General features: G+C 60.3%; 21 protein-coding genes. 16 read left to right on the forward strand and 5 right to left on the reverse strand.

Annotation, left to right across the window (positions count from 1 at the left end; translation table 11 throughout):
• Positions 1-20 precede the first annotated feature (20 nt).
• From ACP15V_RS07625 to miaA, 3 genes are all read right to left on the reverse strand, one after another.
• Positions 21-368 carry an antibiotic biosynthesis monooxygenase family protein gene (locus ACP15V_RS07625; protein ID WP_424943072.1) on the reverse strand — a complete coding sequence of 116 codons (348 nt, stop codon included), beginning with the start codon at positions 366-368 and terminating at the stop codon, positions 21-23.
• A gap of 31 nt (positions 369-399) precedes the next feature.
• Entirely contained in the window at positions 400-1,218 is an 819-nt protein-coding gene (locus ACP15V_RS07630) for an AraC family transcriptional regulator (RefSeq protein WP_424943073.1), read from the reverse strand.
• 185 nt (positions 1,219-1,403) lie between these two features.
• A complete protein-coding gene (gene miaA, locus ACP15V_RS07635) occupies positions 1,404-2,291 on the reverse strand; it encodes a tRNA (adenosine(37)-N6)-dimethylallyltransferase MiaA (protein ID WP_424943398.1) in 888 nt (295 codons plus the stop codon).
• A 124-nt stretch (positions 2,292-2,415) separates the two neighbouring features.
• Here miaA and pyrH point away from each other — a divergent pair, with 124 nt between their 5' ends.
• The 13 genes from pyrH (at position 2,416) to lpxB (ending at position 15,167) form a co-directional block, all read left to right on the forward strand.
• Positions 2,416-3,168: a UMP kinase gene (gene pyrH / locus ACP15V_RS07640; RefSeq protein ID WP_424943074.1), complete on the forward strand. Its 753-nt coding sequence runs from the start codon at positions 2,416-2,418 to the stop codon at positions 3,166-3,168.
• A gap of 147 nt (positions 3,169-3,315) precedes the next feature.
• A complete protein-coding gene (gene frr / locus ACP15V_RS07645) occupies positions 3,316-3,879 on the forward strand; it encodes a ribosome recycling factor (RefSeq protein WP_424943075.1) in 564 nt (187 codons plus the stop codon).
• A 33-nt stretch (positions 3,880-3,912) separates the two neighbouring features.
• Positions 3,913-4,650: an isoprenyl transferase gene (locus tag ACP15V_RS07650; RefSeq protein ID WP_424943076.1), complete on the forward strand. Its 738-nt coding sequence runs from the start codon at positions 3,913-3,915 to the stop codon at positions 4,648-4,650.
• A 37-nt stretch (positions 4,651-4,687) separates the two neighbouring features.
• The gene (locus ACP15V_RS07655) at positions 4,688-5,494 is read left to right on the forward strand and encodes a phosphatidate cytidylyltransferase (protein WP_424943077.1); all 807 of its coding nucleotides are present in this window, start codon (positions 4,688-4,690) and stop codon (positions 5,492-5,494) included.
• Positions 5,495-5,497: 3 nt separating this feature from the next.
• Positions 5,498-6,664, forward strand: a complete 1,167-nt coding sequence (gene dxr, locus ACP15V_RS07660) for a 1-deoxy-D-xylulose-5-phosphate reductoisomerase (protein WP_424943078.1) — start codon at positions 5,498-5,500, stop codon at positions 6,662-6,664.
• 37 nt (positions 6,665-6,701) lie between these two features.
• On the forward strand, positions 6,702-8,039 hold the full coding sequence (gene rseP, locus ACP15V_RS07665; RefSeq protein ID WP_424943079.1) for an RIP metalloprotease RseP: 1,338 nt from the start codon (positions 6,702-6,704) through the stop codon (positions 8,037-8,039).
• Positions 8,040-8,223: 184 nt separating this feature from the next.
• Complete coding sequence (locus ACP15V_RS07670; RefSeq protein ID WP_424943080.1) at positions 8,224-8,346, forward strand: hypothetical protein; 123 nt, start codon at positions 8,224-8,226, stop codon at positions 8,344-8,346.
• A 264-nt stretch (positions 8,347-8,610) separates the two neighbouring features.
• Entirely contained in the window at positions 8,611-10,962 is a 2,352-nt protein-coding gene (gene bamA, locus ACP15V_RS07675; RefSeq protein WP_424943081.1) for an outer membrane protein assembly factor BamA, read from the forward strand.
• Between the two features lie 16 nt (positions 10,963-10,978).
• Positions 10,979-11,740: an OmpH family outer membrane protein gene (locus ACP15V_RS07680; protein ID WP_424943082.1), complete on the forward strand. Its 762-nt coding sequence runs from the start codon at positions 10,979-10,981 to the stop codon at positions 11,738-11,740.
• A 123-nt stretch (positions 11,741-11,863) separates the two neighbouring features.
• Positions 11,864-12,328 (forward strand): 3-hydroxyacyl-ACP dehydratase FabZ, encoded by a 465-nt coding sequence (fabZ, locus tag ACP15V_RS07685; protein ID WP_424943083.1) that lies wholly within the window; start codon positions 11,864-11,866, stop codon positions 12,326-12,328.
• A 3-nt stretch (positions 12,329-12,331) separates the two neighbouring features.
• A complete protein-coding gene (lpxA, locus tag ACP15V_RS07690; protein ID WP_424943084.1) occupies positions 12,332-13,129 on the forward strand; it encodes an acyl-ACP--UDP-N-acetylglucosamine O-acyltransferase in 798 nt (265 codons plus the stop codon).
• Positions 13,130-13,146: 17 nt separating this feature from the next.
• Positions 13,147-13,968 carry an LpxI family protein gene (locus tag ACP15V_RS07695; protein WP_424943085.1) on the forward strand — a complete coding sequence of 274 codons (822 nt, stop codon included), beginning with the start codon at positions 13,147-13,149 and terminating at the stop codon, positions 13,966-13,968.
• Positions 13,968-15,167, forward strand: coding sequence for a lipid-A-disaccharide synthase (gene lpxB, locus ACP15V_RS07700; RefSeq protein ID WP_424943086.1), 1,200 nt, complete (start codon positions 13,968-13,970; stop codon positions 15,165-15,167). Before ACP15V_RS07695 ends, lpxB begins: the two co-directional genes overlap by 1 nt.
• A 30-nt stretch (positions 15,168-15,197) precedes the next feature.
• Here the strand turns inward: lpxB and ACP15V_RS07705 are convergent, their stop codons facing one another.
• The gene (locus ACP15V_RS07705) at positions 15,198-15,713 is read right to left on the reverse strand and encodes a DUF2059 domain-containing protein (protein WP_424943087.1); all 516 of its coding nucleotides are present in this window, start codon (positions 15,711-15,713) and stop codon (positions 15,198-15,200) included.
• Between the two features lie 92 nt (positions 15,714-15,805).
• Positions 15,806-16,942 (reverse strand): tRNA 2-thiouridine(34) synthase MnmA, encoded by a 1,137-nt coding sequence (gene mnmA, locus ACP15V_RS07710; RefSeq protein ID WP_424943088.1) that lies wholly within the window; start codon positions 16,940-16,942, stop codon positions 15,806-15,808.
• Positions 16,943-17,190: 248 nt separating this feature from the next.
• Here mnmA and ACP15V_RS07715 point away from each other — a divergent pair, with 248 nt between their 5' ends.
• From ACP15V_RS07715 to ligA, 3 genes are all read left to right on the forward strand, one after another.
• Positions 17,191-17,469, forward strand: a complete 279-nt coding sequence (locus tag ACP15V_RS07715; RefSeq protein ID WP_424943089.1) for a DUF1153 domain-containing protein — start codon at positions 17,191-17,193, stop codon at positions 17,467-17,469.
• A 98-nt stretch (positions 17,470-17,567) separates the two neighbouring features.
• Entirely contained in the window at positions 17,568-18,281 is a 714-nt protein-coding gene (ctrA, locus tag ACP15V_RS07720) for a response regulator transcription factor CtrA (RefSeq protein ID WP_424943090.1), read from the forward strand.
• 192 nt (positions 18,282-18,473) lie between these two features.
• Positions 18,474-20,735, forward strand: a complete 2,262-nt coding sequence (gene ligA / locus ACP15V_RS07725; RefSeq protein WP_424943091.1) for an NAD-dependent DNA ligase LigA — start codon at positions 18,474-18,476, stop codon at positions 20,733-20,735.
• The last annotated feature ends 1 nt before the right edge of the window (position 20,736 follow it).

Raw genomic sequence — 20,736 nt, forward strand, 5'->3', positions numbered from 1 at the left:
CTTGAGACTGTCGAAGAGCTTTATTTCACGGATCGACCATCTGGTCCTGCATAAGCCCGTTCCACCTTGGCCACGCGCAGGTGGTAATGGTCATACCATCGCGTGATCCCGAAATCCTGCGCCGCCAGATGCGCGCCCTTGGCTTTCCACGCCGCAATCGCGGCTTCGTCGAGCCAATAGGACACGGTGATCCCGAACCCGTCTTCATCCCGTGTGCTTTCAATCCCCAGAAATCCGGGCTGGACCTGAGCGAGTTCCACCATCTTGTCTGCCATTTCACCATAGCCCTCCGGGGCATCACAAATCTGGTTGGCGAAGATCACCGCGTAATAGGGCGGCTTAGGCAGCGGGGCGAAACGAGAGCTCATGTAAAGACTTTCAAAAAGGCGATCACGTGGATCAATGCGACGCGCGGAAATGTGACGGGGTCTGACCGGTATGTTTTTGAAACGCGCGGGTGAAATAGGCGGCGGAGGCAAAGCCCAGACTTTGCGCAATCACCTTGATCGGCATATGGGTTTCGCTCAGCATCCGGCGGGCTTCGTAATGCACCCGATCGGCAAGAATGCTTGACGCGGGGCGCCCGCAGGCCTTGTTGCAAACGCGGCTCAGATGGGTGGGGGTCACGCCCAGTTCACCCGCATAATCGCGCACTGATTTCGAACTGTGAAACTCCTGTTCCACAAGCGCGGCAAAGGCATTGGCCAGACGCACCGAGGCATCATCCGCCGGGCCACTTTCCTGCCCGTCTGAAATTTGCCGCTCCAACCAGACCGAGATCAGCCCGGCATGGCACATCATCGCCCGATGCGCCCGATCCGCGCCACGGGTTTGATAGCGGTCCATTTCCCGTTGCAGCTCGTCGATCATCCGGCCCAACTCGCTTTGCTTGTCCGCTTCGCGCAGGCGCAGATGCACCGGGTCTTCGGGCAGGGCCAGCTCGTCTTCACAGCCTTGCGGGAACACCACCAGCGTGCCGGTGACCTGCGGCGACATTTCAAACCCGTGCATGATGCCGGCGGGGACAAACAGGCAGTTATGCGGACCATATCCGGCGGTGACGCCATTCACCGTGACCCGACCCTGACCGCGCGTGAACCAAATCAGGACGGGCGCGCCGTAGGACCGCATGGCTTCGGTGCGCCAACGCCCCCCTTTGCTCATCCGGGCAAGCGGAACAACACGAAACGGAGAGGCAGCAGTGGGAATATTGGTCATGGCGCAGGCAGGCTTTTTGGCAGGATATGTGGCAGCAGATCCCTTATCATACGCCAAAAATGTTGATTTTGTCCCTGTCGATTTCACTGGAATTGGAGTTATCCACAGGCGCCCCACAAGAAATCGTGGACAATTGTGGATAACTTTGCCGATTGCTGCGGTGCGGTGAACGGGCGCGGTCGGTGTCAGCCGGGCAGGGGAATCGCCTGCCACGCCGTCATCCGCTTGCGAAACCAGGTGCGCTGGCGTTTGGCATATTGCTGGCTGGCGATGATGGCGCGGTCGCGGGCCTGATCCAGAGTCATCTCACCTTTCAGATGGGCAATCAGCTCGGGCGCGCCAATCGCTTTGGCGTGGGGCGCCTTGGGATCCCAGTCCGGCAGGTTGGCGCGTGCCTCATTCAGTGCGCCCTCGGCAATCATCAGATCAAAGCGCCGTTCGATCCTGTCGCGCAGCCAGTCGCGATCCGCGTCCAGATGCAACGCGCAGGCCGACCCCAGCGGCAAGAGCGGTGGCGGCGTGTCATCCTGCCAGGCAGCCAAGCCGCGCCCGGTGGTGCGTTGCACCTCCCACGCGCGCGCCACACGGGCCGGGTTTCTCTGGTCGATCCGGGCCACGGTGTCCGGGTCCAGATCGGCCAGAAGCGCGGGCAGGCCACCTTCCGCCAGCCGGGTTTCGCCCTCGGCGCGCACGTCTGGCGGGGTCAGCGGAATATCAGCCAGCCCCTCGGTCAGGGCGGTCAGGTTCAGCCCGGTGCCGCCGACGATAATGGGTCGCTCCGGACCCTGTAAAATCGGCGCCACATCCCGCAGCCAATGGCCCACTGAATAGGCCTGATCCCCGGGAATATGACCATATAACAAATGCTTGGCCCGTGCTTCTTCCTCGGGCGAGGGCCGCGCGGTGACAATGCGCCAATTGGCAAAGACCTGCAGCGCGTCGGCGTTCACGATCACTCCGCCGCCCGTCTCCGCGATCTTTAAAGCCAGCGCCGATTTGCCCGACGCCGTGGCCCCGGCGATCAGCACGGGCATATCTGGGGGGAGGGTGGTCAGCTCCGCGGTCAGGTCCATGGCGATCCGGTCTTCTTTCGATCCTGTTGCTTTTTTCTTGGGCAACACGAGTATCGCATTGAATGTTGCGCCTGTTTGGGCCATTTTGCGCGCCAACACAATCACCCAGTTCAGGATGCCAGCAATGAACGAAACCCCCGCCGCCAGCCCCGTCGAGATACAAGAGACCGCCTATAATCGGGTCATGTTGAAAATTTCCGGCGAGGCGCTGATGGGCGATCAGGGGTTTGGCCTGCACCCGCCCACGGTGGAACGCATCGCGCGCGAGGTGAAAACCGTGGCGGATATGGGCGTCGAGATTTGCATGGTGATCGGCGGCGGCAATATCTTTCGCGGCCTCAGCGGGTCGGCGCAGGGGATGGAACGTACCACGGCCGATTATATGGGCATGCTGGCGACCGTCATGAATGCGCTGGCGATGCAATCCGCGCTGGAAGGGCTGGGGGTCTTTACCCGGGTCATTTCCGCGATCCGCATGGATGAGGTGGCGGAACCGTACATTCGCCGCCGCGCTGTGCGTCACCTGGAAAAGAAACGGGTTTGCATCTTTGCCGCCGGCACCGGCAACCCCTATTTCACCACCGACACCGCCGCCACCCTGCGCGCCAATGAGATGAATTGCGAAGCGATCCTGATGGGCAAAAACGGCGTTGATGGGGTGTATGACAAAGACCCGAAAGAACATTCCGACGCGGTGCGCTACGACCATGTCAGCTATGATGACGTGCTCGCCAAACGCCTGCGGGTGATGGATGCGTCTGCCATTGCGCTGGCGCGTGACAACAACCTGCCGCTGATTGTCTTTGGTCTGGATGAACCGGGTGGGTTCAAAGGCATCCTGTCGGGGCAGGGCACCTATACGAAGGTTGGGGGCTAACCCCGCGCGTATCGGGCGGGAATTCGCCAAAAAGGTCAGGTTTTCCCTTCTTACGGGAGGGGTTGCTGTACAAGCGCCGCGCGAGGGCGCTATAGGTATGAAAAGACGCTCGAAAACAAGAGCATGAATTACAAGGGGACGTCTGCAATGTCTGACGAAGAATTTGAACTGGATATGGACGATCTGGAGCGCCGCATGGACGGGGCCATCGGGGCGCTGCGCACTGAATTTGCCTCGCTGCGCACGGGGCGGGCCTCGGCCTCGATGCTGGATCCGATCATGGTAGAGGCCTACGGGTCGCGCACGCCGCTCAACCAGGTGGGCACCGTGAACGTGCCGGAACCGCGTATGGTGACCGTGAACATCTGGGACAAGTCGCTGGTGGGGCCGGCCGAAAAGGCGATCCGCGAAAGCGGCCTGGGCATCAACCCGCAGCTTAATGGCACCATCATCATGCTGCCGATCCCCGAGCTGAACGAAGAACGCCGCCGCGAACTGACCCGTGTGGCCGCGCAATATGCCGAAAGCGCCCGTGTGGCGATCCGCAATGTGCGCCAGGACGGGATGCAGCAGTTGAAGAAAGCCAAGGACGGCATGTCCGAGGATGACAACAAGATGTGGCATGACGAGGTGCAGGAGCTGACCGACAAATATGTCAAAATGGTCGACGGCGCCCTGGACACAAAACAAGAAGAGATCATGCAGGTCTGATCCAGCCGGATTTGACCTGTCAGGAGAGTGTGAGTGGGTAAAGAGCGGACATCGCCGGAACATGTGGCCATCATCATGGATGGGAATGGCCGCTGGGCGCAAAAACGCGGCAAACCGCGCCTGTTTGGCCACCATGCCGGGGCCAAACGGGTGCGCGAAATTGTCGAGGCCTGCCCCGATATCGGCGTCAAATACCTGACGATCTTTGCCTTCTCGACCGAGAACTGGAAACGCACGCAAAGCGAAGTCTCTGGTCTGATGAGCCTGTTTCGCCGCTATATCCGCAAAGAGGCCCGTGCCCTGCGCGACGAAGGGGTGCGGGTGCGTTTCATCGGCGACCGGATGCGGCTGGACAAGAAACTGCAGGCGCTGATGGACGAGCTGGAAGAGATGACCAGCGGCAATGACCGGGTGCATCTGACCATCGCGCTGAATTACGGTGGTCGCGACGAGGTTGCCCGTGCCGTCAAACGCATGGCCAAAGATGTGGCCAACGGCGATCTGGACCCGGACATTGTGGATGAAAAAACGCTGACAAGTTACCTGGATACCTGCGTTTTGCCGGATCCGGACCTGGTGATCCGCACCTCGGGCGAAGCGCGCATTTCCAACTTCCTGCTCTGGCAATCCGCCTATGCGGAATATGAGTTCATCGACACGCTCTGGCCTGATTTCACCCAGGCCGTTTTTGCCGATACCGTGGCGCGGTTCGGGGGGCGTGATCGCCGCTATGGGGCTGTGGCACCCGTGTCTGATACGGCAGCGGAATAACCACAAGGCTGCCGCTGACGGGCAGAAAAGGAACATCATGGGACAAGTGAAGACCGGGTCGAAATGGACGGATCTGGGGCCACGAATGGCGGCAGGGCTTGCAATGGCTGCGGTGGCGGCGGTTGCCATCTGGATGGGGGGCACCGTGTTTGTCACGCTGATTGCCGCCGTCATTGGTCTGTGCTTTTGGGAACTGATGCGCCTGCTTGGTGCCAGGCATCCTCTGGCCTCGATCGGGATTGGCGTCCTGGCCGCGCTGGTGGTTGAACTGGCCGGGCTGCGGCTTGAATTTGCCGGGAATTTTGGGGCCAGTTGGATTCCCCTGGCAGGGGTTCCGGTGTTGGGGGCGTTTTTGCTGGTACGCAATCGCCTGCTGTTTGTCGGCTATGGTGCGCTGATCATGCTGGCCGCCCTGGGCTTTTTGCACCTGTCACATTCCAAACTGGTGGTTTGGCTGGTGCTGGTGGTGATCATGTCCGACGTGGCCGGGTATTTCGCAGGGCGCCTGCTGGGCGGGCCGAAATTCTGGCCCAGGGTCAGCCCGAAGAAGACCTGGTCCGGCACGGTTGCGGGCTGGATTGGCGCAGCGCTGATCGGGCTTTATTTCGCCACCGAAGGTGTGATGCTGGTCTGGGTGGTCGTCTCGGTTTTGGCGGCCTTTGCCGGGCAGATGGGGGATATTGCCGAAAGCGCGATCAAACGGTTTGTGGGGGTCAAGGACAGCTCGAACCTTATTCCCGGCCATGGCGGTGTGCTGGACCGGTTTGACGCGATGATTGGCGCGGCTTCGATCTTTTACGTGCTCTCGGTCGGCCTCGCCCTGCCGCTTTACGTGGTGGGGTAACCCATGCGCAGGATCTCTATTTTTGGCGCAACCGGGTCGATCGGCCAATCCACCATTGACCTGATTGCCCGTGACCCCGGTGCCTATGACGTGGTGGCGTTGACCGGCGGGCATAATGTTGATCTGCTCGCCAAAGACGCGATCCGTCTGGGGGCGGAGATCGCCGTCACCGCGCATGAAGAAAACCTGCCCGCGCTGCGCGACGCTCTGGCCGGCACCGGGATTGAGGCCGCCGCGGGCGAAGGGGCGATTGAAGACGCCGCCTGTCGCCCCGCCGATTGGGTGATGTCCGCCATTGTCGGCGCGGCGGGGCTGTTGCCGGGTCTGCGCGCGCTCGAAAACCGAGCCACCCTCGCGCTTGCGAACAAGGAAAGCCTGGTCACCGCTGGCCCCTTGATCATGGCCACCGCACAGGCCCATCACGCGCGCATCCTGCCCGTGGACAGCGAACACTCCGCCGTGTTTCAGGGGCTTGTGGGCGAAGAGATGTCCGCGGTTGAGCGGATCATCATCACCGCCTCTGGCGGCGCGTTTCGCGATTGGCCGCTGGAAAAGCTCGCCACCGCCACGCTGGCCGAGGCCTCGTCGCATCCGAATTGGGACATGGGCCAGCGCATCACCATCGACAGCGCGTCCATGTTCAACAAGGCGCTGGAAGTGATCGAAACCAAAGAGTTTTTCCAGATCGATCCGGAGCGGATCGAGGTGCTGGTCCACCCGCAATCCTTGGTCCATGCGCTGGTGGGGTTCAACGATGGGGCGCTGATGGCGCATCTGGGCGCGCCGGATATGCGCCACGCGATCGGCTATGCGCTCAACTGGCCCGACCGGCGCGATCTGCCGGTTGAACGGCTGGATCTGGCCCAGGTGGCCACGCTGGAGTTTCGCGCCCCCGACGACACCCGCTATCCCGCGCTGCGCCTCGCGCGCGAGGTGATGGCGGCGGGCGGTCTGAACGGCGCCGTGTTCAATGCGGCCAAGGAAATTGTCCTTGATGGATTCATTGCAGGTCGGATCGGCTTCATGGACATGGCCGGGATTGTCGAAGACACGCTGTCGCGGCTGGCGGGTGACAATGCCCTGATCCATGCCGCGATGACCCTTGATAATGTCCGCGCCGCTGACCAGATGGGTCGTATCACCGCGCGCGAATTGATGATTTTACAGTAAGCTGCGGCACGCGGTGTCGATGGGAGAGAACTGATCCATGGAGCTTTTTGCGCTTTTGCCGGATTTCGGCAATCTGGCCTTCACCATCCTGGCCTTTCTGGTCGCGCTGACCATTATCGTGGCGGTGCATGAATACGGCCATTACATTGTCGGGCGCTGGTCCGGGATCAAGGCAGATGTGTTTTCCATCGGCATGGGGCCGGTGGTATATTCGCGCGTGGATAAGCACGGCACCAAATGGCAGATCGCCGCCTATCCCGTTGGTGGATATGTGAAATTCGCGGGCGACGCCAATGCCGCCTCGGGCGGGGCGGATGACGTGGCCCTGGCTCAGATGACCCCGGAAGAGCAGCGCCACACCATGCCGGGGGCCCCTTTGTGGGCGCGCACGGCCACCGTGGCGGCCGGGCCAATCTTCAACTTCATCCTGTCGATTTTCCTCTTCGCGGGCATCCTGTCTTACACCGGGATTGCCACCGATCCGTTGTCCGTGGCCAAGGTGAAACCGGTGCCGGGGATCGAAAACGTGCTGAAACCCGGCGACGAAGTGTTGGCGATTGCCGGCAATGACACGCCGGACCTGTCCGAGTTTTACGACTTCATCACCAAGCTGCCCGACACGGCTGAGGTGGACTACCGCCTGCGCCGCGACGGGCAGGAGCTCGTCACCACCGGGCGCCATCCTTATCCGCCATTGATCGGCTCGGTCACGCCAAAATCCGCCGCGATTGATGCCGGGCTGAAAACCGGCGATCTGATCGAGACCGTGAACGGCGAAGAGGTTGCCACGTTCGAAGCGCTGCGCGATCACGTGGTGGATGGGGGCGGCGCGCCGCTGACCCTTGGCATTTACCGCGATGGTGCGCGATCCGAGGTCACCCTGACCCCGCGCCGACAGGATATTCCCGTCGCGGATGGCGGATTTGAAACCCGGTGGCTGATTGGCATCACTTCGGGCATGATCTTTGAGCCCGCAACCCGCACGCCGGGCCTGTTTGAAAGCCTTGAAGGCGGGGTGAACCGGGTCATTTATATTATCCAGTCCAGCCTGTCGGGCCTGTGGCACATGATCACCGGGGCGATTTCCAGCTGCAACCTGTCCGGACCCATCGGCATCGCGCAGGTGTCGGGGCAGGCGGCGTCGCAGGGGGCGACCAGTTTCATCGCCTTTATCGGCATGTTGTCCACGGCGGTGGGGCTTTTGAACCTCTTTCCGATCCCGATTCTGGATGGGGGCCACCTGGTGTTTTTTGGCTATGAAGCGGTGACGGGTCGCAAACCGTCGGATCGCGCGATGAATGCGCTGTTGATCATTGGATTGGGCATTGTTTTGTCGCTGATGGTCTTTGGCGTGACCAACGATCTGTTCTGCTGATTTTTCAACGCGGTAAAGGGCAGGGCAGCCGCGCGTGTCCTGCCCGCCCGCCGCGTCCGGATCAGGCAATTGCCTCATAATTGCCATAATTCCCCTCATCTTCCGCCACATTTTCTTTTTACGTTTCCCCTAGCCCAGCTGCGGGCAAGGGCCCAATTGCGGGCAAGAAGTGTGGGAGAGGAACATGACGCATCTTCAAAACGGATATCGCGGTTTGTCGCTACTCGTTGATCTGAACCTGGATCGTTTCCTGTTTGCAGGCGCGATTTTGGCCGGTTTGTCCACCGCTGCGGCCCTGGTCAACTGACCTTTCGGCAGGGTACAGACCGGGATGAGAGCTGGCCCTGATTGGTGTCGGCCTGCGTTGGATCCGGCCCGGTATGGCCCCGGCTCAGGGCAAGCCTCTGCGTGGCATGCTGAACTTGATTTAAGCCAGCAAACGGCAAAACAACCCACCGTGGAACACAATTGTAAAAGCGCCTCGGCCCCCGGGGCGCTTTCCTGCTTTGACATGCCCCCTTTGACCCTTTAATCACGATGGAAATGGGATGTCTGAGCGAAAGTAGATAAAATGAATTTCTCGGGTGGACAGAGCAGCACCTTCTCGCAATCAATCAACAGGGTCACCGGCTTTGCCAAACGCAGTTCGGTCGCCATTCTTCTCGGTATTACAGCCGCTTCCGTCATGCCCGCTGCCCCGGCTGTGGCGCAGGCCTATGCGTTCAACACGGTTGAAGTGGTGGGCGCGCAGCGGATCGAAACGGCAACGATCCTGAACTATCTTGGAATCAACCGCGGGGAAACCGTGCCCGCAGGGGCGCTGAATGACGGCTATCAGCGGCTGGTCGGATCCGGTTTGTTCGAAACTGTTGAAATCCTGCCACAGGGCAGCAAACTGGTGGTGAAAGTCAAGGAATACCCGACCGTGAACGTGGTGTCGGTGGAAGGCAACCGCCGCCTGAAAGACGACGTGTTCACACCGGTTCTGAAGACCCTGCCGCGCTATGTCTATAGCCCGACCGTGGCGGAACAGGACGCGCAGACCATCGTTGAAATGTACCAGGCGCAGGGCCGTCTGGCCGCAACCGTCACCCCCAAAATCATCCGCCGCGCCAACAACCGTGTTGATGTGGTGTTTGAAGTGGTCGAAGGAAAGACGGTAGAGGTCGAACGCCTGTCTTTCGTCGGCAACCGCAAATTCTCGGACCGGCGCCTGCGCCGCGTGCTGCAAACCAAACAGGCCGGGATCCTGCGCACCTTCATCCGCGCCGACAGCTATGTGCCGGAGCGGATCGAGTTCGACAAACGGGTGTTGACCGATTTCTACCAATCGCGCGGCTATGTGGATTTCAAGGTGCAAAGTGCCACCTCGCAATTTGCCCGTGAACGCGACGCGTTTTTCGTCACCTTCAACGTGCAGGAAGGGCAGCAGTTCCGCATCGGGTCCGTCACCGCCAGCACCGATCAACCCGAAATCAATTCGGACGAGTTTCTGGCCGTGTCGCAGCTGCGCTCGGGCGTGGTCTACAGCCCGCGTCTGATCGAAAACACCATCGCCCGGATGGAACGTCTGGCGCTTCGCAAAGGGTTGAACTTCGTGCGCGTCGAACCGGTGGTGACACGCGATGAACGCAATCTGCTTTTGAACATCGATTTTCTCGTGACCCGCGGCCCCCGTGTTGTGGTGGAACGGATCGATATCGAAGGCAACGCCACCACGCTGGACCGCGTGGTACGCAGCCAGTTCCGCATTGCGGAAGGGGACCCGTTCAACCCGCGCGAAATCCGCGAAGCGGCGGAACGTGTGCGCGCGCTTGGCTTCTTCACCGATGCGCAGGTGAACACACGCGAAGGTTCATCGCCGGATCGTGTTGTTGTGGATGTGGACCTGGAAGAAGGCCCAACCGGCAGCCTGAGCCTGGGCGGCGCCTATAGCTTGGAAAACGGGTTTGGTGTGAACCTCGGCTATACCCAGCGCAACTTCCTGGGGCGTGGTCAGTTCCTGAAACTGGCCTTTGCCAACACCTCGGACACCACAACCTTTTCGTTCGATTTTGCCGAACCACGCTTCCTCGGGCGCGATTTGCGCTTTGGGATCTCCGCCTTCTATACCGAAAGCGAACAGGCCTCGTCCTTCTTTGACAGCCGCAAACTGGGCTTCCGCCCCTCGCTTGAATTTCCGGTCAGTGAAAACGCCCGTTTGGGGGTTCGTGCCTTTGTTGATGGCAGCGAGATGTTCAATGTGAACGCGGACAGTTCGGCGATCATCAAGGCCGAAGCGGCCCGGGGCAACCAGACTGGCGTGGGCGCGGGGCTGACCTATTCCTACGATTCACGGCGCACCGGTCTTAATCCCAACGCGGGCGTATTGCTGCGCCTCAGCGCGGATATTGGTGGCTTGGGATCCGACTATCAGTATTTCCGGGCCGAAGCCCTGGCGCGGGCACAAACCAAGGTGCTGAACGATCAGGTGACCCTGTCGGCCACGTTTGAAGGTGGCATGTTGCAGGGGCTTGATGGGGGCGTTTCGCGCTTCACCGACCGCTATCACCTGGGCCCGTCCAAGCTGCGTGGTTTTGCCACCAATGGGTTGGGGCCACGGGATCTGACCGCGGTCAACCAGGATGCGCTTGGCGGCAACTACTATGCGGTGGCCCGGTTCGAAGCAGAATTCCCGCTTGGCATTCCCGAAGAATACGGTCTGACCGGCGGGGTCTTCCTGGATGCCGGTGCGCTTTGGGGCCTGGACAATGATCTGGGCGGCACTGTGGATGACGGCGCGCATTTGCGCTCGTCCATCGGGGCATCGCTGTTCTGGACCACGCCGATTGGCCCGCTGCGTCTGAACTATTCGCACGCAATTGCGAAAGAAGCCTATGACAAAGAGAATGAGTTTGAGCTTACCATCTCGTCTCAGTTCTGATCTTGCACGCCGCCTGATGACCAAAGCCCGCCTGATCGCCAGATATCAGGCGGCGCGCTGGTCTGCCCTGATGCCGGGCCCCGGCACCGTCATCCGGGTTTGCCTGCTGGGCAGTGTGCTTGGTACGGCGCACATGGCGATGGCGCAGGACACAAATACAGAAAGCCCTTCGGCGGCTGATGATACGGTTGCGCCCGGTATCACGCCGGACCTTGGCAAACCCGTTCCAACCTCGCAAATCCTCGCCGTGGACCGGGACCGGCTTTTCACCGGCTCATTATATGGGCGGCGTATTCTGGCCGAACTGGAAACCGAACGGAGCCGGCTGGCGATGGAAGCGCGCAAGGTAGAGGCGGCCCTGGCAGAGGAAGAACAGAGCCTGACCGAACAACGCAGCACGTTGACACCAGAGGCGTTTCGGGTGCTGGCAGATGCCTTTGATGAAAAGGTCCAGTCCCTGCGCGAAGAACGACCTGTGCTGGAACAAGAGTTCAAACGCCGCTTCGAAACCGAACGCAGCGCGTTTTTTGAAAAGGCCGGCCCCATCCTTGGACAGGTGGTGCGCGATCGGGGCGGCGTCATGATCATCGACCGGCGGGCCATCCTTCTGACCACGCAAAAAATCGATATCACCGATGAGGCGATCCGGCGGATTGATGAGATTTTGGGCGATGGGCAGGGCGAACCGGCGTTGGATGCCCCGGCAGGCGAACAGGCCGAAGAGGTGATTGAACCGTCCGAAATCCTGCCGCAAATCGACCCTCCCGCGCAAAATTAGCCCTGATTGCCGATGCTTGCCCCGCTTTGACATTGTTTCAGGTTGGGCGAATTGCTAAAGCGTTTTGCAACATAGTTTAAGATCACAGGTCCCGGCACCGGGGCCATCTGAAAGGACATGACCATGGTTGAAGTGCCCTCCACCGCCGATATCCAACTGATCCAGGAATGCATTCCCCACCGCTACCCTTTCCTTCTGGTGGATCGGGTCGAAGACATCCGCAAAGGTGAATTTGCCCGGGGCATCAAGATGGTCACCATGAATGAACCGCATTTTCAGGGCCACTTTCCGGGCCTGCCGATCATGCCGGGTGTGACGATCATCGAAGCGATGGCCCAGACCTCGGCCGTGATGGTGTCGCTCTCGCTCGATCTGGTCGGCACCGGGGCCGTGGTCTATTTCATGGGCATCGACAGCGCAAAGTTCCGCCGCAAGGTGGTGCCGGGCGACGTGCTGACGCTGGATGTGACGACCATTCGAGGCGGCGCGAAAGTGTGGAAATTTGACGGGGTCGCCAAAGTGGGCGACGAGGTGGCCTGTCAGGCGACCTTCATGGCGATGATCGACGTGACCGGCGGAAAGGGCTGATCCATGTCGATTGACCCCTCGGCTCAGGTTCATCCCAGCGCCATCATCGAAGAGGGCGCGCAGATCGGCCCCAATTGCCAGATCGGTCCGTTCTGCCATATTGGCCCGCAGGTGACGCTGGCGCGTGGGGTCACGCTGAAATCCCACGTGGTGGTGACCGGCGAGACCGAGATCGGCGACGAGACGGTGATCTTTCCCTTCTCGGTGATTGGCGAGATCCCACAGGATCTGAAATTCGCGGGCGAAGACACCAGGCTGATCATCGGCAAACGCAACCGGATCCGCGAACATGTGACCATGAACACCGGCACGGCGGGCGGCGGCTATGTGACCCGCATCGGCGATGACGGGCTATTTATGGCGGGCTGTCACGTGGCCCATGACGCTCAGATCGGCAACCATGTGATCCTGGTGAACAATGTGGCCGTGGCCGGACATGTTGTCATCGAAGACGACGTGATCGTCGGCGGCCTGTCGGGCCTGCACCAATGGATCCGCATCGGGCGCGGCGCCATTATTGGCGCGCTTTCGATGGTCACCGCAGACGTTCTGCCCCACGCCTTGGTGCAGGGTCCGCGCGGCGAGCTGGACGGGTTGAACCTGGTGGGCCTGAAACGCCGCGGTGTGGACCGGGCGGAAATCAACGCCCTGCGCGCCGCGTTCAAATCCCTGAAAGACGGCGAGGGCAGTTTTCAGGACCGCGCCCGGGCCCTGGGCGACGCCGGCGACAGCGAATATGTGCGCGATATGGTCCGGTTCATCACCGGCGACAGCGATCGCGGCTTCTTGACCCCGAAATAACAAGGCGGTCAATGGGCATGGCAACAGACACGGACACTTCAGGACGGTTGGCAATCATTGCGGGGGCGGGCGATCTGCCCGGCACCATTGCCCGCGCCAACCCGGACGCGCTGTTCGTGGCCCTGCGCGGCATCGACGTTATCCGGCCCGACACGCATGAACTGGCCGAGGCGAGCTACGAGAAGCTCGGCGCGCTGTTCAAGATGCTCAAACAGGCCGATGTGAAACGGGTCTGTTTTGCGGGCAAAGTCACCCGCCCCAAGCTCAATCCGCTGAAGATGGACATGACCACGGTCTCGCTTTTTCCGCGCATCAAATCGGTGCTGGGCAAAGGCGATGATGTGCTCTTGCGCCTCGTGGCCGAAGTGTTTGAAGAGCAGGGGTTTCAGGTCGTGTCCGCCCAGGATGTGACCGACAGGCCTGCCATCGAGGCACGCCTGATCGGTTGCGCCATGACGGCGCAGGACCGCGAGGATGCAGACCGGGGCTTTGCCATCCTGCGCGCGCTCGATGCGGTGGATGTGGCGCAGGGTGTGGTGGTTGCGGGTGGCCAATGCCTTGGCATCGAGACCATTCGCGGCACCGATGCGCTGCTCTCTTATGTGGGCGACACGCCCGAGGCGCTGAAACTTGGCGCGCGCGGGGTGTTTGTGAAGGCGCCCAAGACCGGGCAGGACAGCCGCATGGACATTCCCACCATCGGGCCGGATACGATCCGGGGCGTGGCCCGGGCCGGGCTGGGGGGCATTGTGATCCCCGCCGGTCAGGTGATTGTGCTGGAGCAAGACGAAGTGGAACAGCTTGTCATCGACCTCGGCCTGTTTCTGGAGATGCGGTGATGGGGGAAACGCGCGCGGAAAAGCTCAAGGTGTTCGTGATCGCGGGTGAACCTTCCGGCGACCGGCTGGGGGCGGCGCTGATGGCGGGCCTGAAAACGCTCTGCCCAAATGTCGAATTTCACGGCGTCGGCGGGGTGGCGATGCAGCGCGAAGGGCTGTCGTCTCTGTTCGATATGGGCGAGCTCAGCATTATGGGCATCGCCGAGGTGGCACCGAAATATTTCCACCTGAAACGCCGCATTCGCGAAACGGCCGAGGCTGCGCTGCGCGAACGGCCTGACGTGCTCATTACCATCGACAGCCCCGATTTCTGCCTGCGCGTCGCCAAGATCGTGAAGGAAGAGGAAATCGAAGGCCTGACCTATGGCCGCGATATTCCCATCGTGCATTATGTGGCCCCGTCGGTCTGGGCGTGGCGCCCGAAACGCGCGGACAAGATGGCGCAGCATGTGGATCACGTTCTGGCGCTCTTGCCCTTTGAACCGCCTTACATGCGCGCCGCCGGCATGGGCTGTGATTTCGTCGGGCACCCGGTGGTGGCCGAGGCGCAGGCCACGGACAGGCAGGCGCAGGAGTTTCGGGATGTGCATGCCGTGGGCGAGGGGCCCTTGCTGCTGGCGCTGCCCGGATCGCGCAAAGGCGAGATTTCTCGGCTGGCCGACCGCTTTGGCCAGGTGATCGGCCATGTGGCGCGCGAACATCCCGGCACGCGGGTTGTGCTGCCGATGGCGCAGGGCGTGGTGGATTTGGTGCGCGAGGTCACGGCCAAATGGCCGGTGAAACCGATCCTGATTGCGCCCGAAGACCATGACACCAAACGGGCCGCTTTCAAGGCGGCGGATGTGGCGCTGGCGGCCTCTGGCACCGTGTCGCTGGAACTTGCCGCGGCGGGCACGCCGATGGTGATTGCCTATGACATGAACTGGCTGTCGCGCCAGCTCATTGGCCGGATGCTCCGGATCGACACGGTCACGCTGGTCAACCTGGTGTCGGAAACCCGCGCCGTGCCGGAATTTCTGGGCGCAGAATGCGAGGTCGACCGGATCGCGCCCGCGCTTCTGGAATTGCTCGATCACCGCCAGTCGCAGGATTACGCGATGGATCTGACGATGCAGCGTCTGGGCCGGGGCTTTGAGGCCCCGGGCCTGCGCGCCGCCCGCGCCGTGTTGGATGTGGTCACAAATTGGGACCGGGGCTGATCACACACCAGCCCCGGGAGATCCGACGCGTTATTGCGCGGCCTCACCATCACCTTCCACACCGGCGGCCAGAATGCCCTGCACCTGCGGAATGATCACCGGCATCTTCTCCTGCACCATCTGCAGGATCATCGGCGTCTGCTTTTCGGCCAGTTGCGGCAGCTTGGTCATCGCCGCGCGCCCCAGATCGGTGGCGTAAAACTCCTTCAACGCCTTGATCTCTGCGAAGGTGAACACATCGGCCATCACCTCGGCCTGACCGCGCATGATCTCATACATCGGTTCGGTCATTTCGTCTTGATACAGCTTGTCGATCTGCGCGACTTGATCGTCGTTCAGCGGAATGCCCTTTGACTGGATATCCGCCACCAGCGGCTTCCACATGGTCTGGATCATGGCGGTCATGTCCAGATCCTGCAAGGTGGCCTCGATATAGCCCGCCGCAAGGGCCGCGCGCTGGGTGCGGGTTTCTTCTTCGGCCAGGGCGGGAAGGGCGGAGGTGCCAAGGGCCACGCCCAATGCAAGGGCGGTGATGTAACGACGCATAAAATGTCCTTTCGGGTTGTTTGGCCCGATCATCCCCCCATGGCCGGGGCGGCACAACGACATTCGTCAAGCATCGGTCAAAAACCCAAACGTCAGCCGCGCCAGATCCAGCCGCCGCCGAAAATGCGCGGGCTGTCCATGTCGTAAAACACACAGGCCTGGCCGGGGCTGACCCCTTCTTCGGCGGTCAACAGCTCCACCTCGGCTTCCGTCTCGGAAATCGGCCGGATGATGGCCTCGCGCGGCGGGCGGGTTGATCGGATTTTCACGCCCATATGCCATTCTTTGCGGCTGGTGAACGGCTCATCGCCCAACCAGTTGATCTCGCGCACGGGTACGGTTCGGGTCGCTAACATCTCTTTCGGGCCTACCACCACCTGTTTTGCGTCCACATCCAGTTTCACGACATACAGCGGCTCGCTGAGCCCGCCAATGCCAAGGCCCCGGCGCTGGCCGATCGTGTAGTGAATCACCCCATTATGTGTGCCCAGCACCCGCCCATCGGCATGTACGATCTCGCCCGGTTCTGCGGAGCCGGGGCGCAGTTTTTCGATCACGCCGGCGTAATTGCCATCGGGCACGAAGCAAATGTCCTGACTGTCCGGCTTGTCCGCGACCTCCAACCCGTATTTGCGCGCCAGCGCCCGGGTTTCGTCCTTGGTTTTCAGATGCCCCAGCGGAAAGCGCAGATACTCCAGCTGTTCGGGCGTGGTCGAAAACAGGAAATAGCTTTGGTCGCGGGCGGGATCCGCGGCGGAATGCAGCTCCGGGCCATGATCCCCCATGGCGCGCTGAATATAATGGCCCGTCGCCATGCAATCCGCGCCCAGATCGCGTGCGGTTTCCAACAGATCCTTGAATTTCACCCGCTCATTGCAGCGAATGCAGGGCACGGGCGTCGCCCCGCCCAGATAGCTGTCGGCAAACTCTTCAATGACCGCGTCCTGAAAGATGTTCTCGTAATCCAGCACGTAATGCGGAAACCCCATGCTTTCGGCCACATGGCGCGCGTCATGGATGTCAATCCCGGCACAGCAGGCGCCTTTTTTCGCCAGCGCCGCGCCATGATCGTAAAGCTGCAGGGTCACGCCGATCACGTCATAGCCCTCATCGGCCAGCATCGCGGCCACGACCGAACTGTCCACGCCGCCCGACATCGCCACCACCACGCGCGTTTCAGACGGCGGTTTTGCGAATCCCAGCGAGTTCACTGCGTCGGTTTTAACCATTGCCTCAGATGTCATAACGGACCCTTTCCAGAAGACCGCCAAAATATAGGAAAATTCGAAGGAACAACAAGGGGGGGCTTCACCTCTCCTTAAACCTGTCACGTCAAAGTGGCGCAGAGGTGTCGCCGCTCTGTCTCGGTTTCGGGGGGCAAACAGGGAAAACACCGATGAAAAGCCTGGTTTTCAGGTCAAACTGATTGGTTCCGCGGTGATTTGGGATGCAAACGCCAGAAAGTAGGGGAGCAGAGATGTATCTGAAGAAAGTTGAAGGGCCGCGTGCGGTAACCCTTCCTGATGGCACGATTATGACGCGCGCTGATCTTCCGCCATCTGAAACACGTCGCTGGGTGGCCAGTCGCAAGTCCGCCGTGGTTAAGGGAATCTCCTATGGGTTGATCACCGAGGATGAGGCCATGAAACTCTATGGTTTGTCACAAGAAGAGCTGGAAGAGTGGCGATCTGCGCTAAAAATGCACGGAGAGGCCGCTTTACGGGCTACGGCGTTGCAAAAATATAGACAACCCTAAGGTGTTTTCGCTAAAAGTTCTTTTAGGGTAACGGGTGATTAACCATTTGAGGGGATGCTGCTTGCAATCGGAAGTTAGTTAAAGCGGAGAATCCCGAAATGCGTATTTTGCTGGTGGAAGACGACCCGACAACGTCGCGCAGCATCGAACTGATGCTCACCCACGCCAATTTGAACGTCTATGCAACCGATATGGGCGAAGAAGGCATCGATCTTGCCAAACTCTATGATTATGACCTGATTCTGCTCGACCTCGGTCTGCCCGATATGAACGGGCATGAGGTGCTGCGCCAATTGCGTATGTCACGTATCGAAACCCCCATTCTGATTCTCACCGGTGCCGATGACACCGAAAACAAGATCAAGGGATTCGGCTTTGGGGCCGATGACTATATGACCAAACCCTTCCATCGCGAGGAACTGGTCGCACGCATTCATGCCATTATCCGCCGCTCCAAAGGCCATTCGCAATCTGTCATCAAGACCGGCAAGATCTCGGTCAATCTGGATGCCAAAACCGTCGAAGTCGACGGGCGCACCGTGCATCTGACCGGGAAAGAATACCAAATGCTGGAGCTCCTATCCCTGCGCAAGGGCACGACGCTGACCAAGGAAATGTTCCTCAACCACCTCTATGGCGGCATGGATGAACCGGAACTGAAAATCATTGACGTGTTTATCTGTAAACTGCGCAAAAAGCTGGCAAATGCCACCGGGGGCGACAATTACATCGAAACGGTCTGGGGCCGCGGCTATGTGCTGCGTGACCCGGAACCGGCCGAGCTTGACAGCCAGATCGCAATGGGCGCCTGACCAACCTCATTGTCCAAAATACGCAAACTAGATATTCCGTTTACCCGGTGGCCCAACCAGCCACCGGGTTTCTTAATTGCTCTTTCCCTGACTTATGCGGACGGTTTAAATACCCGAAGGCAAGCCGCCTGGTGGGATGATCTGCAAAAGGTTGGTGTGTCAGGCCTATTAAAGAAGACGACGGGAGACCCCATGGCGCGCGAGCTATCCGAGATCAATACAGATCAGTTGACCCAAGACGAAGCCGCGAAAGAGCTGGCCCGTTTGGCTGCGCTCATTCAACGCGCCAATACACTCTATCACACCGAAGACGCGCCCGAGTTATCAGATGCCGAATTTGATGCGCTCAAGCGCAGAAACTTGGAGATCGAGGCGCGGTTTCCCGATCTAAAACGTTCAGACAGCCCGTCTGAACAGGTGGGGGCAGCCCCCGCCAAGGGGTTTGGCAAGATCCGCCATGAAATGCGCATGATGTCACTGGGCAACGCTTTTGATGACCAAGACGTTTCTGAATTTGATACCCGCATCCGCAATTTCCTTGGACTGACCAAATCCGATCCGCTTGCTTACACGGCTGAACCCAAAATCGACGGGTTATCGCTTTCGCTCCGATATGAATCCGGAAAACTGATTTACGCAGCGACCCGCGGGGATGGCGAAGTGGGTGAAAATGTCACGAAGAATGCAAAGGTGATCAATGACATCCCCCAGACCCTCGAAAACGCGCCGGATATTCTCGAAGTGCGTGGCGAAGTCTATATGTCGCACCAGGATTTCGCAGCGCTAAACACCCAGCAGGAAAAGCAGGGTGAAAAGACCTTTGCCAATCCGCGCAACGCCGCCGCCGGATCGCTTCGTCAGCTTGATGCCTCCATCACCCGATCCCGTCCACTTCGGTTTTTTGCTTATGCCTGGGGCGTTGTGTCGTCACCGTTGGCACAAACCCAATTTGACGCGATCAAACGGTTGAATGCCCTCGGGTTTCAAACCAATCCGCTGACCCGGCGGGTCACCAACCTTGATGATCTCATCGCGCATTACCGCGCAATCGAACTGCAGCGTGCAACGCTGGGTTATGATATCGACGGCGTGGTCTACAAGGTGGATGATCTTGGATATCAGCAACGTCTTGGCTATCGATCAACCACCCCCCGCTGGGCGATTGCCCATAAATTCCCGGCTGAAAAGGCCTGGACCCGGCTGGAAGGGATCGACATTCAGGTCGGGCGCACCGGCGCGCTCAGTCCGGTCGCGCGCCTGACCCCGGTCACGGTCGGCGGCGTGGTGGTCTCCAACGCCACGTTGCACAACGAAGATTACATCCAAGGGCGGGACAATTCCGGCGTCGACATTCGCGATGGCAAGGATATCCGCGTGGGGGACTGGGTTGAGGTGTATCGTGCGGGGGATGTGATCCCGAAAATATCGGACGTGGATTTGGCAAAACGCCCGGACACGGCCCGGCCCTACGTGTTCCCTGAAACCTGCCCCGAATGCGGGTCGGATGCGATCCGCGAAGACGGCGACGCCGTGCGCCGTTGCACGGGGGGAATGATCTGCCCCGCGCAGGCCATTGAGAAACTGAAACATTTCGTTTCTCGCGGCGCGTTTGACATCGATGGTCTGGGCGCAAAACAGATCGAGATGTTTTACGCTGACCCGGATCTTCCCATCCAAAAACCTGCAGATATTTTCAAGTTGGAAGATCGGGACAGCTCAAACCTGACCAAGCTGAAGAACCGGGACGGGTGGGGCGACACCTCTGCCGCCAACCTATTTGCAGCGATCCGGGAAAAGAGGGAAATCGCCCTGTCCCGCCTGATCTTTGCGCTTGGTATCCGCCATGTGGGCGAAGTGGGCGCGCGCGATCTTGCGACCCATTATGGCGACTGGGATGACATGGCGCAGGCTGTGGATGCGGCGCGCCCGGCGGCGCTGGCGCATCGCGCCGCGGATCAGGCAGAAGAAGCAGAACGTCGAGCCGCAAAGGTTGATGGGCGCCGCGCGTCTGTGAAGGCCGTGCGTGATGCCGCGATCGCCAAATGTGACCCACCCATTGCCGCAAGCGCGGCCTGGGCTGATCTGATTGGCATCGATGGGATCGGCGCGACGTTGGGCCTGTCCCTTTCTGATGCATTTGCCAACCCGGAAGAACGCGCAGCTTTTGACGAATTACGCGCGTTTTTGACCATCATTCCACCCGAAGCCCCGGCGGCAGACAGCCCGGTGGCGGGCAAAACCGTGGTCTTCACGGGCTCTCTGGACAAAATGACCCGGTCCGAGGCCAAAGCGCGCGCTGAAAGCCTCGGCGCGAAAGTGGCCGGATCTGTTTCCAAAAAAACCGATATTCTGGTGGCGGGGCCGGGGGCCGGATCCAAAGCCAGAAAAGCAGCGGAACTGGGCATTGAAACCCTGGATGAAGACGGCTGGCTGGCCCTGATCGGAGATTTGTAAC

This window comes from Aliiroseovarius crassostreae (assembly GCF_049803815.1).
Classification (GTDB): Bacteria; Pseudomonadota; Alphaproteobacteria; order Rhodobacterales; family Rhodobacteraceae; genus Aliiroseovarius; species Aliiroseovarius crassostreae_A.

What these genes read in the sequence shown, in the direction of transcription:
- ACP15V_RS07625 (WP_424943072.1), bottom strand. Translation starts at nt 368, where the DNA reads ATGAGCTCTCGTTTCGCCCCGCTGCCTAAGCCGCCCTATTACGCGGTG.
- ACP15V_RS07630 (WP_424943073.1), bottom strand. Translation starts at nt 1,218, where the DNA reads ATGACCAATATTCCCACTGCTGCCTCTCCGTTTCGTGTTGTTCCGCTT.
- miaA (WP_424943398.1), bottom strand. Translation starts at nt 2,291, where the DNA reads ATGGACCTGACCGCGGAGCTGACCACCCTCCCCCCAGATATGCCCGTG.
- pyrH (WP_424943074.1), top strand. Translation starts at nt 2,416, where the DNA reads ATGAACGAAACCCCCGCCGCCAGCCCCGTCGAGATACAAGAGACCGCC.
- frr (WP_424943075.1), top strand. Translation starts at nt 3,316, where the DNA reads ATGTCTGACGAAGAATTTGAACTGGATATGGACGATCTGGAGCGCCGC.
- ACP15V_RS07655 (WP_424943077.1), top strand. Translation starts at nt 4,688, where the DNA reads ATGGGACAAGTGAAGACCGGGTCGAAATGGACGGATCTGGGGCCACGA.
- dxr (WP_424943078.1), top strand. Translation starts at nt 5,498, where the DNA reads ATGCGCAGGATCTCTATTTTTGGCGCAACCGGGTCGATCGGCCAATCC.
- rseP (WP_424943079.1), top strand. Translation starts at nt 6,702, where the DNA reads ATGGAGCTTTTTGCGCTTTTGCCGGATTTCGGCAATCTGGCCTTCACC.
- ACP15V_RS07670 (WP_424943080.1), top strand. Translation starts at nt 8,224, where the DNA reads ATGACGCATCTTCAAAACGGATATCGCGGTTTGTCGCTACTCGTTGAT.
- bamA (WP_424943081.1), top strand. Translation starts at nt 8,611, where the DNA reads ATGAATTTCTCGGGTGGACAGAGCAGCACCTTCTCGCAATCAATCAAC.
- ACP15V_RS07680 (WP_424943082.1), top strand. Translation starts at nt 10,979, where the DNA reads ATGACCAAAGCCCGCCTGATCGCCAGATATCAGGCGGCGCGCTGGTCT.
- fabZ (WP_424943083.1), top strand. Translation starts at nt 11,864, where the DNA reads ATGGTTGAAGTGCCCTCCACCGCCGATATCCAACTGATCCAGGAATGC.
- lpxA (WP_424943084.1), top strand. Translation starts at nt 12,332, where the DNA reads ATGTCGATTGACCCCTCGGCTCAGGTTCATCCCAGCGCCATCATCGAA.
- ACP15V_RS07695 (WP_424943085.1), top strand. Translation starts at nt 13,147, where the DNA reads ATGGCAACAGACACGGACACTTCAGGACGGTTGGCAATCATTGCGGGG.
- lpxB (WP_424943086.1), top strand. Translation starts at nt 13,968, where the DNA reads ATGGGGGAAACGCGCGCGGAAAAGCTCAAGGTGTTCGTGATCGCGGGT.
- ACP15V_RS07705 (WP_424943087.1), bottom strand. Translation starts at nt 15,713, where the DNA reads ATGCGTCGTTACATCACCGCCCTTGCATTGGGCGTGGCCCTTGGCACC.
- mnmA (WP_424943088.1), bottom strand. Translation starts at nt 16,942, where the DNA reads ATGGTTAAAACCGACGCAGTGAACTCGCTGGGATTCGCAAAACCGCCG.
- ACP15V_RS07715 (WP_424943089.1), top strand. Translation starts at nt 17,191, where the DNA reads ATGTATCTGAAGAAAGTTGAAGGGCCGCGTGCGGTAACCCTTCCTGAT.
- ctrA (WP_424943090.1), top strand. Translation starts at nt 17,568, where the DNA reads ATGCGTATTTTGCTGGTGGAAGACGACCCGACAACGTCGCGCAGCATC.
- ligA (WP_424943091.1), top strand. Translation starts at nt 18,474, where the DNA reads ATGGCGCGCGAGCTATCCGAGATCAATACAGATCAGTTGACCCAAGAC.